Below are 14,694 nucleotides of genomic sequence, written 5' to 3'. Positions count from 1 at the left end.
GTCGTCGACGGCAGCAGGACGCCGCCACAGGAGGACGCGGTCGCCTAGGTTCGAGGGATGACGACGCTCACGCAGAACGGGCACGACGCCGTCGACCCGCGCCATCCCCTGGGTGAGGCGCTGAGCCGCGTCGCACGGCAGCTCCAGGAGGAGCACGGGGACGTCGAGGGAACGCTCCAGGCGATCACCGCAGCGGCCGTGGCGACCGTGCCGCGGGCCGAGGACTGCGGCATCACCTACGTGATCGGGCGCAAGAAGCTGGAGCCACGAGCCTGGACCAGCGACCTGCCCAAGGACGTCGACTCCCTGCAGGACCGGCTGAACGAGGGGCCCTGCCTGGACGCCGTCTGGGAGCAGGAGGTCGTCGAGGTCGAGGACGTCGCCGCCGATGGGCGCTGGCCCCGGTTCGCGCAGGAGGCCCCACGGCTGGGCGCGGCCAGCATGCTGTGCTTCCAGCTCTTCGTCGAAGGAGACCAGCTGGGTGCGCTGAACCTGTACGCGCGCACGCCCGGCGCGTTCGACGACGAGTCGCAGGAGATCGCCCTGATGTTCGCCGCCCACGCCGCCGTGGCGCTGGCCGGCGCGGAGCACGAGTCCAACCTCCGGACCGGGATGGACAACCGGGACGTGATCGGCCAGGCCAAGGGCATCCTGATGGAGCGGCACCGGCTCACCGCCCATCAGGCCTTCGGCGTCCTGGCTCGCGTCTCGCAGGAGATGAACCGCAAGCTGGTCGACGTCGCCCGCGAGGTCACCGACACCGGCGCCGTCCCCGGCAAGCGGGATCAGCGCTGACGACGCGGATCCTCCTGCCGCTCCGACCGTGTCCAGGTCGCCGGCCGGATCCATGACGCATCCGGCAGGACGCCGAGGCACGAACACCTGATGTGCCGTGGTGGGTGTGGCTGCTCGGGTGGGTCGGCGCCGCCTCCGCGGCGGCAGTCCGACTCGGCCGCAGCCTGAACCGCGCAGAGGGCAACGACTGGGCCCGCCGCGGACACCCGGAGCGGCGCACGCGGCGGCGGCCGCCCCGGAAGAGAACGGGGACGCGCCCTCATCGGGCGAGGCCGGGTAGACGCATCCGCGGAACGCGGACACCTGTCCGCCACCCCGTCCGCGATCCGACCGTCGGCGAGCATTCAGCCTGGGCGGCGACGGTCCATCCGTGCGGTCGCCGAGCGGTCCCTCAGCTCTCCAGTAGGAGCTGGGCAGCTGGTCACTGTCTGCCACGCTCGGCGCGCGCCGCAGGAATCCTCCGTACCGTTGGGCTCATCCGCCGGCGCTCGAGACGTGGGCTCGTTTGCGGTGAGGCTCCATCGGTCGACTGCAGGCGTCCGGTGGAGCCGACCTACCCGGCCGGCTTCTCGCCGTGGTTCTCCCTGCCGTAGCGGTCCCAACGTGTTTCGTTGAACCGAGCGCGGTTCTCCTCCGTCGGCCAGCCGTGCGCCCGCCCGTACTTCTGGACGGTGTTCGGTGACAGGCCGAGCTCGGAGACGGCCCGAACAGAAGCTCCGTTCATGAGCCCTCGGGCCACAGCCTCCTCCAGCTCGTCCTGCGCCGCCCGCACGCCGGCGATGGCCGTGCGGATTCGTTCGGCGTCCTCGTCGCTGATGGGCCGGGCATCGGGCACGGCGCCGAGGCTATGTCGGCTCGGAGCGTGTCACCACCTGACATGGAGCGTGCCGGAGGAACGATGTCCGGGAGCGGCGCGGGGCCTCGGATCCCAGGGGCGCACGAGGACCCAGCCGCCGCTTCCCCCGTATCGAGCTGGTCCTCCGCTCTCGAGTCCAGGCTCGCGGCGGCAGCCGGCTCGTGCTCGTCCTCTGCAGGCGTGCCGTCCCCGGCATCGTCCTTGGCAGGCGGGGGCTCACCCGGCGCAGCCCCGCCGGGGCCCCCGCCGCGACTCAGCATGGCTCGGGCGGCGTGCTCGGCAACAGCAGCTGGCCATAGCCCGGCTGGTGGTCGCCCGCATAGGATCCGCCTCGGACGCCGGCTCAGCCGGCGGTCACCGGGTCGTCATACAGCGGCGCCCCACACGCCGGTGCCAGGTCAGAGCCTGCTCCCGCGGCCGAGGTCACGTGTCCCCGGTGATCAGACCGGAGGCCCTCGCGGCCGTGACCACAGACAGCAACGCATCCGCCGACGTCACCCGCGCTCTCGAGCAGCTGGGTTCCCTCGCGCTGCGAGAGCACTCCATGGAAACGCTGCTGCAGCGGGTGGTCGACCTGACGAAGGTCGTCCTACCGGGGCCCATCGAGGCGTCGATCTCCCTGATCACCAACGACAAGCCCAGCACAGCAGTCTTCACCGGGCAGCTCGCCATGGACTGCGACGAGAGCCAGTACGGGCGCGGCTACGGCCCGTGCCTGCACGCCGCCAGCAGCGGGGAACTGACCGAGGTCGACGACACCCGCACCGACCCGCGGTGGCGGGACTACATGGAGCGGGCCGTCGAGCAGGGCGCACTGAGCTCGCTGTCCGTTCCCCTGCCCATCAGCGAGGGTCTGACCGGCGCGCTGAACATCTACGGCCGGGAGGCCCACGCCTTCGACGAGGCCGCCAGGACGGCCGCGACGAGGTTCGTCCCGTACGCCGGCGTGGCCGCCGCCAACATGCAGGCCTACCAGGACGCCCGGAACATGGCCGACAATCTCCAGGCGGCGCTCGAGAGCCGTGCGGTCATCGACCAGGCGAAGGGCATCCTCATGGAGCGCCACAAGTTGACCGCCGACCAGGCGTTCCAGGTGCTGGCCCGCATCTCGATGCAGAAGAACATCAAGCTGCGCCTGGTCGCCGAGGAGCTCGTGCTGACCGGCCTGCTACCCGGAACGCCGCCCCGCGCCTGAGTGGGTCCGCGTGGCACGACCGGCGGAGGTCGGGGGCATTCCAGGCAGGAGCGGCCGAGCCATGATCTCCACGCCGCCCTTGCGGGGAGACGCGAACGTGCTCCCCGCGGTGCCGACGGCTCGGCCCCAGGGTCGGCGAGGTGGGTCAGCTCGTCGTGCGCGGTGGTCGTGCGTGGACTCCCCGTGGTTCGGTCGGGACGGCGCGGCCGTCGAGGGCAGCTCGGCGAGCGCCGCCAGCAGCTGGTCGGCCAGCTCCGGGCGGCAGATCAGCAGGTCGGGCAGCCAGGGATCCGGCTGGTTGTAGCGCAGCGGCGAGCCGTCGAGGCGGCTGGTGTGCAGGCCTGCCGCCGAAGCGACGGCGACCGGCGCGGCGGAGTCCCACTCGTACTGGCCGCCGCCGTGCACGTAGGCGTCGGCCTGGCCGCGGACGACCGCCATCGCCTTGACGCCGGCCGAGCCCATGGGCACCAGCTCGCCGCCGAGCTCGGCGGCCAGGTCCTGGACCAGCGCCGGCGGGCGGCTGCGGCTGACGGCGAGACGGATCGGTCCGTCGACGGCGTCGGGGACGACAGGAATCTCGCCGGTGTTGAGGGTGAGCCCTCGGCGGGGATGGCGACGGCGCCGGCGGTCAGCTCGCCGCGTTCCCAGAGGGCGACGTGCACCGCCCAGTCGGAGCGGTCGAGCTCGGAGAACTCGCGGGTGCCGTCGAGCGGGTCGACGATCCACACCCGGTCGGCGGTCAGGCGGGCGGCGTCGTCGGCCGCCTCCTCGGAGAGGACGGCGTCGCCGGGGACGAGCTCGCGCAGCCGGTCGAGCAGGAAGCGGTGCGACTCCGCGTCGCCGGCGGCCTTGCGTGCCGCAGCGTCGCCGAAGTCTCGGCCCCGGACCTGCAGGAGCAGCGCCCCGGCCGACACAGCCAGGTCGCGGGAAATCTCGTGGTCGCTGCGGGGAGGCATGCGTCGTCCTCCAGATCGAGTGACATGCATCTTGACGGCGGGACGTGTTCAGCGCCGCGGTTCTGCGGCGTGCCCCTTCCCAGGGGCCGGTCCCCATGCAGCAGTCCTGCCTGGGCGACCGGTATGGCTACGCGGCCCGAACCGCGCCCGTGGCGAGCTGCTCCTGGTACCAGGCGTAGGTCTGGGTAAGGCCGTCGCGGAGCCCGATCTCGGCCTGCCAGCCCAGGCCGTGCAGCTTGGAGACGTCCAGCAGCTTGCGCGGGGTGCCGTCGGGCTTGGACGTGTCGAACTTCAGCCGCCCCTGGTAGCCCACGATGTCGGCGACCAGCTCGGCCAGCTCGCGGATCGAGAGGTCCTCACCCACGCCGACGTTGATCGGAGCGGGCTCGTCGTAGTTCTCCAGGAGGAACAGGCAGGCGCGGGCCAGGTCCTCGACGTGCAGGAACTCGCGCAGCGGCGTCCCGGTCCCCCATACGACGACCGACGGCGCATCGGCGAGCTTGGCCTCGTGGAACCGGCGGATCAGCCCGGGCAGCACGTGCGAGTTCTGCGGATGGAAATTGTCCCCCGGCCCGTACAGGTTGGTCGGCATCGCGGAGATGTAGTGGAGCCCGTGCTGCCGACGGAGCGCCTGCACCTGGAGCACACCGGAGATCTTGGCGATGGCGTAGGCGTCGTTCGTTTCCTCGAGCGGCCCGGTCAGCAGGCTGTCCTCGCGGATCGGCTGCGGGGCGAGCTTCGGGTAGATGCAGCTGGAGCCGAGGAAGAGTAGATGCGTGGCGCCGTGGCGGGCCGCGGCGTCGAGGACGTTCACCTGCATGCGCAGGTTGTCGGAGATGAAGTCGGCGGGGTAGGTGCTGTTGGCGAGGATCCCGCCCACCTTGGCGGCGGCCATCACAACGGTGGCTGGCCGCTCAGCTGCGAAGAACTCCTCGACGGCCGCGCCGTCGCGGAGGTCGAGCTCCGAGGAGGTGCGGGTCACCAGCTGGCTGAAGCCGGCGTCTTGGAAGTGCCGCAGGACGGCGCCCCCGACCAGGCCGCGGTGGCCGGCGATGAACGCGGGCGCACCCCGGTCGAGCGGTGAGATCGACATGACAATTCCTCCCCGTGGCATGAACGGCTTAGGCTAACCGCAATCCGAGCCCGGACAAATGTGGGTTCGATAACGGGGAACAGGAGTGCATCTCGTGGCGAAGTCCGCCTTGATCACCGGCATCACCGGACAGGACGGTTCATACCTTGCCGAACTGCTGCTCGGGAAGGGCTACGAGGTCCACGGCCTCGTGCGTCGCTCGTCGTCGTTCAACACCGAGCGCCTGGATGGCATCTACCAGGACCCGCACGCCCCCAACCGGCGGCTGTTCCTGCACTTCGGCGACCTCAACGACGGCACGACGCTGACGAACATCCTGCGCGACATCAACCCGGACGAGGTCTACAACCTCGGCGCCCAGTCGCACGTGCGCGTCTCGTTCGATCAGCCTGTGTTCACCGGTGACGTCACCGGCCTCGCGGCCATGCGTCTCATGGAGGCCGTGCGGGCGGCACGCGTGCGCACGAAGATCTACCAGGCCTCGTCGTCGGAGATGTTCGGCGCGACGCCGCCTCCGCAGGACGAGGACACCCCGTTCTACCCGCGCAGCCCCTACGGGGCAGCCAAGGTCTACGCCTACTGGGCCACCCGCAACTACCGCGAGGCCTACGACGCGTTCGCCGTGAACGGGATCCTCTTCAACCACGAATCCCCCGCCGGGGCGCGACGTTCGTGACCCGCAAGGTGACCCGTGCGGTCGCCCGGATCCAGGCCGGCATCCAGGAGAAGCTCTACATGGGCAACCTGGACGCCGTGCGTGACTGGGGCTACGCGCCCGAGTACGTCGAGGGCATGTGGCGGATGCTGCAGCACCACGAGCCGCAGGACTACGTGCTGGCGACCAACAGCGCCTACTCCGTCAAGGACTTCGTCCGGATGGCGTTCGAGCACGCCGGCCTCGAGTGGGAGAAGTACGTCGAGTACGACAAGCGCTACGAGCGACCCACCGAGGTGGACGCGCTGATCGGCGACTACTCCAAGGCCAAGGACGTCCTCGGCTGGGAGCCGAAGGTCCGCACGCCGGAACTGGTGAAGATCATGGTCGACGCCGACATCAAGCTGCTCGACGACGAGCGGTCCGGACGGCTCGTCCGCATCGACTCCTGACGCTGCTGTCGCCGCGCCGGCTCAGCCGGCGCGGCGGCCCAGGGCGCGGTAAGTCCAGCCGGCGGCGGTCCACGCCTCGCGGTCGAGGGCGTTGCGACCGTCGAGCACACGCTTCTGCGCGACGACGTCACCGAACACCACGGGGTCGAGCTGGCGGTACTGCTTCCACTCCGTCAGCACCAGGACGGCGTCGGCCCGCTCGGCGGCCTCCTCGGCAGTGTCGGCGTAGTCGAGCTGCGGCCACTGCCGGCGGCTGTTCTCGACGGCGGCCGGGTCGGTCACCCGGACGACGGCCCCTGCAGCTGCAGCTGGGCGGCGACGTTGAGCGCCGGGGAGTCGCGAATGTCGTCGCTGTCGGGCTTGAACGCGGCCCCGAGGACGGCGACCCGCTTGCCCAGCAGTGAGCCGTCGCAGACCTCGCGGGCCAGCTCGACCATGCGGATGCGCCGGCGCATGTTGATGTTGTCGACCTCGCGCAGGAAGGTCAGCGCCTGGTCGGCGCCCAGTTCGCCGGCGCGGGCCATGAAGGCGCGGATGTCCTTGGGCAGGCAGCCGCCGCCGAAGCCGAGGCCCGCATTGAGGAACTTGCGGCCGATCCGGTCGTCGTAGCCGATGGCGTCGGCCAGCTGCTTCACGTCAGCGCCGGTTGCCTCGCACAGCTCGGCCATGGCATTGATGAACGAGATCTTGGTGGCCAGGAACGAGTTTGCGGCAGTCTTCACCATCTCGGCGGTCGCGTAGTCGGTGACGACCTTGGGAGTGCCCCGGGCGACGATCGGACCGTAGACCTCGTCCAGCATCGACTCGATGGTGGCCGCCTCGGCCCCGTCGGCGATGCCGTAGACCAGCCGGTCCGGGTGCAAGGTGTCGCGGACTGCAAAGCCCTCGCGGAGGAATTCCGGGTTCCAGGCGACGAGGGAGCCCGGAACTTTCTCGCCGTACATCTGCGCCAGGCCGGCGGCGGTGCCCACGGGAACCGTCGACTTGCCCACCACGAGCTCGCCCGGCTCGAGTACACGCAGAAGTGACTCCGCGGCGGCCTGGACGAACTGCAGGTCGGCTCCGTACTCGCCGTGCTTCTGTGGCGTCCCCACGCAGATGAAGTGCACTCGAGCGCCTGCGGCCTGCGTGACGTCGGTGCTGAAGCTCAACCTCCCCGACGCCAGGCTGTGCTCCAAGAGGTCCTGGAAGCCCGGCTCGTAGAAGGGCGATCTTGCATGACCGAGGGCTGCACTCTTGCGCTCGTCGACGTCGATGCCCACGACTTCATGGCCGAGCTCGACCAGCGACGCGGCGTGTACAGCGCCGAGATAGCCGCAGCCGATGACCGAGATCCGCACCTTTGCCCGCCTGACCAGTGGATGCCTGCCCTTCGAGTGGATCACTTCCTCGGAGGACTCGCCTGCTGAGCAGGAGCCCTTGGCCCACCGCCGTGCATGGAAGCCCCTCGATGCAGCCGCAGTCGGGACCCTTTGCGCGCTGGGCGTGCACTCCACACCACAGAGAGTCATCGTTCTTCTTGGCAGGTCTTGCGAGCGTCGAATCAAGGGGTGAGCCCGCCTTCCGCCTAGGAAGGACACATGAGCTGGATGCTGATCCTCCTGAGCGCCTGGGTGGCCCTTGCTGTGCCGCTGGCGCTCCTGATCGGCCGCTCGATCCGGACGGCAGATCGGCGCCTGGCGACGGTCACCGTCCGACCCGTTCCGGACTTCGTGCCCGAGGAATGGACGAGTTCGGCGGCCCCTCGCTAGACAGCACGCCTCACGGGCGTCATCCTCCCTCCGGGAGGGAGCGCCCGTGATGACCGGTCGACGTCGCTTGGAGCCCGCGCAGGTGCTGCGCCGGGCTCTCGAGAAGCCGACCCCGTCGCACGTGCATTGGTTCCGCTGGAACGGCGACGACCCCTACGGCAACGGCTCCCTGTACCGGTGCCGTTGCGGTGTGGTCCGCGCTGGCTTCTGACGGGCCAGCGCCCTGGGAGACCCTCGCTCGCCGGAGTGAGACGGCGCCGATGCGCCCCGTTGCCCCCGTACCCTCGGTCCCGTCATCGAGCGGACGGGGGTCCTATGAGCGCCGAGCCACCTGGCGGTTCCGGCAGGGGCGCGGAGGAGCGATTCCGCGCCGATTCCCGGTACACGGATGACCATGCCCGCGGCGATGCCGGCGATTGGCAGCCCGAGGACGACCTGAATTACGACGACGAGACCCCGAGGCCGCGCCGGCCCATCCGTCGGGTGCTCATCAGCCTGGGCGTGCTGAGCCTGGTGCTCGCCCTCGTCGCCGGCGGCGGCCTGTGGTTCCTGACCGAGCGCTACGCGGGCAGCATCGATCGGGTCGCCGATGTCTTCGACGGTCTGGAGGACGAGTCGCGCCCCGCCCCGGCCACTCCTCAGCAGGCAGCCGGGGAAGAGCCCATCACCTTCCTGCTCGTGGGCTCGGACACCCGGGAGGAGCTCGAGCCGGGGAACTCCCGGACGCCCGCTCGGACGCGATCATGCTGGCCCGCTTCTCGGCGGACCGGCAGCACGCGCAGCTCATCTCGATCCCGCGCGACTCCTGGGTCGACATCCCCGGGCGCGGTCGGAACAAGATCAACGCCAGCTATGCGTTCGGTGGCCCGACGCTGCTCATCCAGACCGTCGAGCAGCTCACCCAGGTGCGCATCGACCACTACGTCGCGATCGACTTCGACGGGCTGATCCAGGTTACCGACGACCTGGGGGTGTCGACGTCGTCGTCGCGGAGACGACCAGCAACGGGCCGTTCACCTTTCCGGCCGGCCCCAACCACCTGAACGGCGAGCAGGCCCGCTGGTACCTCGCGCAGCGCTACGGGCTGCCGGGCGGCGACTTCGACCGGGTGCGGCGCCAGCAGCAGTACCTGCAGTCGATGTTCGGCAAGCTGTTCAGCTCGAACACGTTCACCGACCCGGGCCGGCTCGACGCCGCGCTTCGCGCGGTGACCAGCGCGGTGAGCGTCGACGACACCCTGGGCAATGCCGACATGGTCGCGATGGCCTACTCGCTTCGGAACGTGCGGCCGGAGAGCATCGACTTCTTTACCGCCCCGTGCTGGGCACGGGAATGGAGGGGCCGGCCAGCGTTGTGTACCTGGACACCGTCTCCGGTGAGCGGATGTGGAGCTATCTCCGCAACGACTCGCTCGCGCAGAACGCCGAGGAGTTCCAGCGGAACGCTTTGCCCGACGTCCCCCGCTGACCGCCGGGAGCTAGCCTCAGAGCTGGGCGGGCCCCTCGGCGACGCGAGCGGGCTGAACCTCGGGGAGTTCCAGGGTGTGCGCGTCGGCGGAGCGGCGCAGCGCCCACGCCGCGGGGAGCACCACGCGCGGTGCGACACCGACGAGCACGGCGATGAGGAAGGAGACGGCGGCCAGCGCCTCTCCCGACTCCTCGACGAAGGTGGCCGCGGCAGCAACCTTGCTGGCCCCCGTAGGCGCCGGCCGCGACGGACGAGAGCGCGGACAGGCCGACCGAGGCGACGGCGTAGAGCGACAGGACGCCGAGAATCCGGCGCCGGTCACGGCGCTCGGTGCGGCTGAGGAACCACAGCCCGCCGACGACGACGCCGGCCATGAGAACGCTGACGGCCAGAGCGCCGGTGGTTCCGAGCTGCGCCTCGAGCGAGGTGAGCGCGACGGCGTGGACGGTGCTGCCCGCCTTGACCGCGGCGACGGTGCCGGCCACGAGCCCGACGGCCACCCACCAGGTGCGCCGGCCCGGGATGCTGCCCGCCCCGGCCACGGCCGCGAGGGCGGCGGCGGCGAACAGGGCCGCGATGAAGAGGCGGGGCAGGGACCAGGGGCGTCCATCGAGAGCAGATTCGCGGTGGGTCCGGTGGCGTCGGTCAGGCGGACGACGTAGCCGACGGTCTCGAGCCCGACCGCGATCGCGAACAGCGCGATGCCAATCGGCGGCACGGGAATGACTCGACGACGCACCGGTGCTGCCACTGCGCGGGAAGCGGGCGCGAGGTCGGCGGTGCTCAGCACGGAAGGAGCGGCGGCGCCAGGCGCCCTGCGTTCAGCTAGACGGATGCTCCTGCCGATGACGACCGCCACCACGAACGCCAGGAGCACCCACACAGCCAGGGCGGCCAGGACCCACGTCACCCACACCTGACCGTTATCGGCAGGCGGAGCGGCGAATGTGACCACGCGGTCACACTCTCGCCCGATCGAGTGAGCAGGTACCCGACGCGCCGCACCCTCAGCCGCCGATGGGCCGAGGTGTCCCACCCATCCCGGCTATCGCAGCGGTTTCAGGTCTGCGAGGCGCCGGAGGATCGGCAGCAGGGCTTCGACGATCGCTTCGCCGACCTCCTCGTGCACGTCCACCGGATGACCGATGGGGTCGCGCACGTCGTCATCCTCACCGCCCTGCCGATGCGAACGCGCGGAGGCCAACGCCGCCACGAGGGTGCGCGCACGCTCAGCGAAGTTGGCCCCGGGAGGATCGTCATCGGGCAGGAGTGGGAGCAGAGCGGCCGCCTCGCGCAGCGTGAAGGTGTGCCCCAGGCCGCGGGGCGCGAGCGCCAGCACGTCCCGACGGTGCGACCGCGTCATGGTGAGCACGAGGTCGGCCTGTGCGGGCTGCGCCTCGGTCAGCTGCTGCGCCCGGAAGTCGCCCTCCTGCGCGCCGAAGCCGGCGAGAACCAGGGCGCTGTGCGGGTGCATCCCGGAGCCGACGACGGCCCGCGTGCCGGCGCTTGTCAGCCGGAGCTGCGCCGCCGCATCACCGAGCACCTCGTTCAGGTAGGCGCGGCCCAAGCGTTCGGCCAAGGCGGAGCGGCAGATGTTCCCGGTACACACCAGCAGGATCGTGAAGGCCGGGGGCAGACCACCGGAATCACTCACTGGCACATTGTGCGGTCAGTACGCCCCTGAACCGCGCAGCACTGCGCCGACCGTTTTCCAGAGGATCATGAAGTCGAACGTCAGAGACCAGTTCTCGACGTAGCGGACGTCGATCCGCACCGAGTCGTCCCAGGAGAGGTCCGACCGCCCGCTGACCTGCCACAGGCCCGTCAGGCCGGGCTTGACGAGGAAGCGGCGGTGCATGTCGAAGCCGTACTTCTCGACCTCGGTGGGCAACGGTGGACGGGGACCGACCAGCGACATATCGCCACGGATGATGTTGAGCAGCTGCGGCAACTCGTCGAGCGAGTACCGGCGCATGACTCGGCCGACGCGCGTGACGCGGGGATCGACCTTGAGCTTGAAGAGAACGCCGTTGCCCTCGTTCTCAGCGACGTAGGATTTCACCATGCCGTCGGCGCCGACGACCATACTGCGGAACTTGAGCATCTTGAATGTCTGCCCGTCACGGCCCACGCGCTCCTGACGGAAGAACACTGGGCCACGACTGGTGGCTTTGACGGCCAGCGCGACGCCGAGCAGCACGGGCAGCAGGAAGAAGACTCCTAGCGAGGCGGCCGTCCGATCGAAGAGCTCCTTGGTGAGCCGGCGGTGGCCTGTCAGTTCGGGCCGTTCCATGTGCATCAGCGGAAGGCCGCAGACCGGACGAATACGGACGCGGGTACCGACGATCTCTGTGATGGCCGGGGCCAGCAGCAGCTCCGCCCGGGTCTTCTCTAGGTCCCAGCCGAGGCGGCGCAAGGCCGGCCCATCGAGTTCCGGGCAGGGAAGGACGGCGACGGTGTCGACCTCGTACCGCTTCACCACATCGGCGACCTCGTCGAGGCCGCCCAGCACGGGCAGGCCGTTGAAGGCGTCCGCGTGGGGGCTGAACTGGTCAGTCGGCAGGCAGGTCCCGATGACGCGATAGCCGTGAAAGGCCTCACGGTCGAGCTGCTCGTCAAGCGCAGCGACAGCGTTCCGGTGACCGACCAGCAGCGTCGTCTGCAGGTGCTCTCCCGCTGACGAGCCCGGTGCAGGAGCCGGCGCTGCGCCTGCCGATGCGCCAGGGTCAACACCAGCGCGAGCGGAACGGCGAGGATGACGAACCCGCGGGCAACGTCGAGCTTGAACGCCCAGGAGACAGTGCCGAGGGTGGCGAGCAGCATCATGGCTGCGAAGAAGACCCGTCGGAACTCCTCGGCGCCGACCCACAGGAAACGCTCCTCGTAGCTGCGGGCAATCAGCATGGAGCCGACCCAGATCACCGGCAGCGCGACGGCGGCCCAGGTAGAGGCATGAGGAGTCACGACCTCACCGCCGAATCGGACGAGATAGCCGCAGAGACCCGCGAGAACCGCGCACACGATGTCGCCGGCGACGATGCGCCGCACATAGGAGCTCCGCCAAGCGCGCCGCGCCTCGGTACCTTCACCGCGGAATCGGGCGGCGTAGGAGTACCAGCCGCGCGTCACCGACCGCTGGTCGTGACGGCCCAAGCCATCGCGAACGTCGAGCATTGAAACTGGGCACCCCGTGCACCTAACCGGACGCTGAGCGCCCTCCATTCCCCCGGCTTCGCCAGGAACTTCATCGTTCAACCGGCTAGTAGACCGTACAGGCCCGTCAGTCCGCCCGAAAGAGAAAGTGAACGGCGATCTCTCGCACGGTGAGCCCTCGATCCGGCAACCCCACGATTCTCATCGGACACCGGGAACTACCGCCGAGATCAACCCACGTCCGGGCCGCTATGCGGTGCGGACGGCGCCGGTGGCGAGCTGCTCCTGGTACCAGGCGTAGGTCTGGGTAAGGCCGTCGCGGAGCCCGATCTCGGCCTGCCAGCCCAGGCCGTGCAGCTTGGAGACGTCCAGCAGCTTGCGCGGGGTGCCGTCGGGCTTGGACGTGTCGAACTTCAGCCGCCCCTGGTAGCCCACGATGTCGGCGACCAGCTCGGCCAGCTCGCGGATCGAGAGGTCCTCACCCACGCCGACGTTGATCGGAGCGGGCTCGTCGTAGTTCTCCAGGAGGAACAGGCAGGCGCGGGCCAGGTCCTCGACGTGCAGGAACTCGCGCAGCGGCGTCCCGGTCCCCCATACGACGACCGACGGCGCATCGGCGAGCTTGGCCTCGTGGAACCGGCGGATCAGCCCGGGCAGCACGTGCGAGTTCTGCGGATGGAAATTGTCCCCCGGCCCGTACAGGTTGGTCGGCATCGCGGAGATGTAGTGGAGCCTGTGCTGCCGACGGAGCGCCTGCACCTGGAGCACACCGGAGATCTTGGCGATGGCGTAGGCGTCGTTCGTTTCCTCGAGCGGCCCGGTCAGCAGGCTGTCCTCGCGGATCGGCTGCGGGGCGAGCTTCGGGTAGATGCAGCTGGAGCCGAGGAAGAGTAGATGCGTGGCGCCGTGGCGGGCCGCGGCGTCGAGGACGTTCACCTGCATGCGCAGGTTGTCGGAGATGAAGTCGGCGGGGTAGGTGCTGTTGGCGAGGATCCCGCCCACCTTGGCGGCGGCCATCACAACGGTGGCTGGCCGCTCAGCTGCGAAGAACTCCTCGACGGCCGCGCCGTCGCGGAGGTCGAGCTCCGAGGAGGTGCGGGTCACCAGCTGGCTGAAGCCGGCGTCTTGGAAGTGCCGCAGGACGGCGCCCCGACCAGGCCGCGGTGGCCGGCGATGAACGCGGGCGCACCCCGGTCGAGCGGTGAGATCGACATGACAATTCCTCCCCGTGGCATGAACGGCTTAGGCTAACCGCAATCCGAGCCCGGACAAATGTGGGTTCGATAACGGGGAACAGGAGTGCATCTCGTGGCGAAGTCCGCCTTGATCACCGGCATCACCGGACAGGACGGTTCATACCTTGCCGAACTGCTGCTCGGGAAGGGCTACGAGGTCCACGGCCTCGTGCGTCGCTCGTCGTCGTTCAACACCGAGCGCCTGGATGGCATCTACCAGGACCCGCACGCCCCCAACCGGCGGCTGTTCCTGCACTTCGGCGACCTCAACGACGGCACGACGCTGACGAACATCCTGCGCGACATCAACCCGGACGAGGTCTACAACCTCGGCGCCCAGTCGCACGTGCGCGTCTCGTTCGATCAGCCTGTGTTCACCGGTGACGTCACCGGCCTCGCGGCCATGCGTCTCATGGAGGCCGTGCGGGCGGCACGCGTGCGCACGAAGATCTACCAGGCCTCGTCGTCGGAGATGTTCGGCGCGACGCCGCCTCCGCAGGACGAGGACACCCCGTTCTACCCGCGCAGCCCCTACGGGGCAGCCAAGGTCTACGCCTACTGGGCCACCCGCAACTACCGCGAGGCCTACGACGCGTTCGCCGTGAACGGGATCCTCTTCAACCACGAATCCCCCGCCGGGGCGCGACGTTCGTGACCCGCAAGGTGACCCGTGCGGTCGCCCGGATCCAGGCCGGCATCCAGGAGAAGCTCTACATGGGCAACCTGGACGCCGTGCGTGACTGGGGCTACGCGCCCGAGTACGTCGAGGGCATGTGGCGGATGCTGCAGCACCACGAGCCGCAGGACTACGTGCTGGCGACCAACAGCGCCTACTCCGTCAAGGACTTCGTCCGGATGGCGTTCGAGCACGCCGGCCCGAGTGGGAGAAGTACGTCGAGTACGACAAGCGCTACGAGCGACCCACCGAGGTGGACGCGCTGATCGGCGACTACTCCAAGGCCAAGGACGTCCTCGGCTGGGAGCCGAAGGTCCGCACGCCGGAACTGGTGAAGATCATGGTCGACGCCGACATCAAGCTGCTCGACGACGAGCGGTCCGGACGGCTCGTCCGCATCGACTCCTGAC

General features: G+C 69.7%; 14 protein-coding genes and 4 pseudogenes. 7 read left to right on the top strand and 11 right to left on the bottom strand.

The window, feature by feature from the left end:
- Positions 1-57 precede the first annotated feature (57 nt).
- Positions 58-795 (top strand): GAF and ANTAR domain-containing protein, encoded by a 738-nt coding sequence (locus U6N30_RS00105; protein ID WP_324275637.1) that lies wholly within the window; start codon positions 58-60, stop codon positions 793-795.
- A 553-nt stretch (positions 796-1,348) separates the two neighbouring features.
- Here U6N30_RS00105 and U6N30_RS00100 read toward each other — a convergent pair.
- Positions 1,349-1,630 carry a hypothetical protein gene (locus U6N30_RS00100; RefSeq protein WP_324275636.1) on the bottom strand — a complete coding sequence of 94 codons (282 nt, stop codon included), beginning with the start codon at positions 1,628-1,630 and terminating at the stop codon, positions 1,349-1,351.
- Positions 1,631-2,114: 484 nt separating this feature from the next.
- Here U6N30_RS00100 and U6N30_RS00095 point away from each other — a divergent pair, with 484 nt between their 5' ends.
- The gene (locus U6N30_RS00095; protein WP_324275635.1) at positions 2,115-2,846 is read left to right on the top strand and encodes an ANTAR domain-containing protein; all 732 of its coding nucleotides are present in this window, start codon (positions 2,115-2,117) and stop codon (positions 2,844-2,846) included.
- Here U6N30_RS00095 and U6N30_RS00090 read toward each other — a convergent pair.
- The 3 genes and pseudogenes from U6N30_RS00090 to U6N30_RS00080 form a co-directional block, all read right to left on the bottom strand.
- On the bottom strand, positions 2,820-3,284 hold the full coding sequence (locus tag U6N30_RS00090) for an inositol monophosphatase family protein (RefSeq protein ID WP_324275634.1): 465 nt from the start codon (positions 3,282-3,284) through the stop codon (positions 2,820-2,822). The two genes, U6N30_RS00095 and U6N30_RS00090, sit on opposite strands and share 27 nt — an antisense overlap.
- 215 nt (positions 3,285-3,499) lie before the next feature.
- Positions 3,500-3,802 (bottom strand): annotated as a pseudogene (locus U6N30_RS00085) (inositol monophosphatase family protein); the annotation flags it as partial.
- Positions 3,803-3,929: 127 nt separating this feature from the next.
- Positions 3,930-4,895 carry a GDP-L-fucose synthase family protein gene (locus U6N30_RS00080; RefSeq protein WP_324275633.1) on the bottom strand — a complete coding sequence of 322 codons (966 nt, stop codon included), beginning with the start codon at positions 4,893-4,895 and terminating at the stop codon, positions 3,930-3,932.
- An 85-nt stretch (positions 4,896-4,980) separates the two neighbouring features.
- Here U6N30_RS00080 and gmd (U6N30_RS32990) point away from each other — a divergent pair.
- Positions 4,981-6,002, top strand: a pseudogene (gene gmd, locus U6N30_RS32990) (GDP-mannose 4,6-dehydratase).
- A 21-nt stretch (positions 6,003-6,023) separates the two neighbouring features.
- Here the strand turns inward: gmd (U6N30_RS32990) and U6N30_RS00065 are convergent.
- Together U6N30_RS00065 and U6N30_RS00060 are read right to left on the bottom strand one after the other, a co-directional pair.
- The gene (locus U6N30_RS00065) at positions 6,024-6,284 is read right to left on the bottom strand and encodes a UDP binding domain-containing protein (protein ID WP_324275631.1); all 261 of its coding nucleotides are present in this window, start codon (positions 6,282-6,284) and stop codon (positions 6,024-6,026) included.
- Positions 6,281-7,342, bottom strand: a complete 1,062-nt coding sequence (locus U6N30_RS00060) for a UDP-glucose dehydrogenase family protein (protein ID WP_324275630.1) — start codon at positions 7,340-7,342, stop codon at positions 6,281-6,283. The genes U6N30_RS00065 and U6N30_RS00060 overlap by 4 nt, the downstream gene beginning before the upstream one ends.
- A 240-nt stretch (positions 7,343-7,582) precedes the next feature.
- Here U6N30_RS00060 and U6N30_RS00055 point away from each other — a divergent pair, with 240 nt between their 5' ends.
- Together U6N30_RS00055 and U6N30_RS00050 are read left to right on the top strand one after the other, a co-directional pair.
- Complete coding sequence (locus U6N30_RS00055; protein ID WP_324275629.1) at positions 7,583-7,753, top strand: hypothetical protein; 171 nt, start codon at positions 7,583-7,585, stop codon at positions 7,751-7,753.
- A 743-nt stretch (positions 7,754-8,496) separates the two neighbouring features.
- Positions 8,497-8,846, top strand: a pseudogene (locus U6N30_RS00050) (LCP family protein); the annotation flags it as partial.
- Here U6N30_RS00050 and U6N30_RS00040 read toward each other — a convergent pair.
- Positions 8,831-9,007: a hypothetical protein gene (locus U6N30_RS00040; protein WP_324275627.1), complete on the bottom strand. Its 177-nt coding sequence runs from the start codon at positions 9,005-9,007 to the stop codon at positions 8,831-8,833. The pseudogene U6N30_RS00050 and the gene U6N30_RS00040 overlap by 16 nt on opposite strands.
- A gap of 63 nt (positions 9,008-9,070) precedes the next feature.
- Between U6N30_RS00040 and U6N30_RS00035 the strand changes: the two genes are divergently transcribed.
- A complete protein-coding gene (locus U6N30_RS00035; RefSeq protein ID WP_324275626.1) occupies positions 9,071-9,220 on the top strand; it encodes a hypothetical protein in 150 nt (49 codons plus the stop codon).
- A gap of 16 nt (positions 9,221-9,236) precedes the next feature.
- Here U6N30_RS00035 and U6N30_RS00030 read toward each other — a convergent pair whose 3' ends face one another.
- The 4 genes from U6N30_RS00030 to U6N30_RS00015 form a co-directional block, all read right to left on the bottom strand.
- A complete protein-coding gene (locus U6N30_RS00030; protein WP_324275625.1) occupies positions 9,237-9,938 on the bottom strand; it encodes a hypothetical protein in 702 nt (233 codons plus the stop codon).
- 327 nt (positions 9,939-10,265) lie between these two features.
- Entirely contained in the window at positions 10,266-10,829 is a 564-nt protein-coding gene (locus tag U6N30_RS00025) for an arsenate reductase/protein-tyrosine-phosphatase family protein (RefSeq protein ID WP_324278579.1), read from the bottom strand.
- A 60-nt stretch (positions 10,830-10,889) separates the two neighbouring features.
- Positions 10,890-12,089, bottom strand: a complete 1,200-nt coding sequence (locus U6N30_RS00020; RefSeq protein ID WP_324275624.1) for a sugar transferase — start codon at positions 12,087-12,089, stop codon at positions 10,890-10,892.
- 533 nt (positions 12,090-12,622) lie between these two features.
- Entirely contained in the window at positions 12,623-13,477 is an 855-nt protein-coding gene (locus U6N30_RS00015; RefSeq protein WP_324275623.1) for a GDP-L-fucose synthase family protein, read from the bottom strand.
- A gap of 195 nt (positions 13,478-13,672) precedes the next feature.
- Here U6N30_RS00015 and gmd (U6N30_RS32985) point away from each other — a divergent pair.
- Positions 13,673-14,693 (top strand): annotated as a pseudogene (gene gmd / locus U6N30_RS32985) (GDP-mannose 4,6-dehydratase).
- Position 14,694 lies beyond the last annotated feature (1 nt).

This window comes from Blastococcus brunescens (assembly GCF_035320885.1).
Taxonomy (GTDB): domain Bacteria; phylum Actinomycetota; class Actinomycetes; order Mycobacteriales; family Geodermatophilaceae; genus Blastococcus_B; species Blastococcus_B brunescens.
This window is presented reverse-complemented; position numbering and strand designations above follow the sequence as displayed.

Coding starts and splice junctions, on each gene's coding strand:
- U6N30_RS00105 (WP_324275637.1), top strand. CDS start 58: ATGACGACGCTCACGCAGAACGGGCACGACGCCGTCGACCCGCGCCAT.
- U6N30_RS00090 (WP_324275634.1), bottom strand. CDS start 3,284: ATGGCGGTCGTCCGCGGCCAGGCCGACGCCTACGTGCACGGCGGCGGC.
- U6N30_RS00080 (WP_324275633.1), bottom strand. CDS start 4,895: ATGTCGATCTCACCGCTCGACCGGGGTGCGCCCGCGTTCATCGCCGGC.
- U6N30_RS00055 (WP_324275629.1), top strand. CDS start 7,583: ATGAGCTGGATGCTGATCCTCCTGAGCGCCTGGGTGGCCCTTGCTGTG.
- U6N30_RS00040 (WP_324275627.1), bottom strand. CDS start 9,007: ATGTCGGCATTGCCCAGGGTGTCGTCGACGCTCACCGCGCTGGTCACC.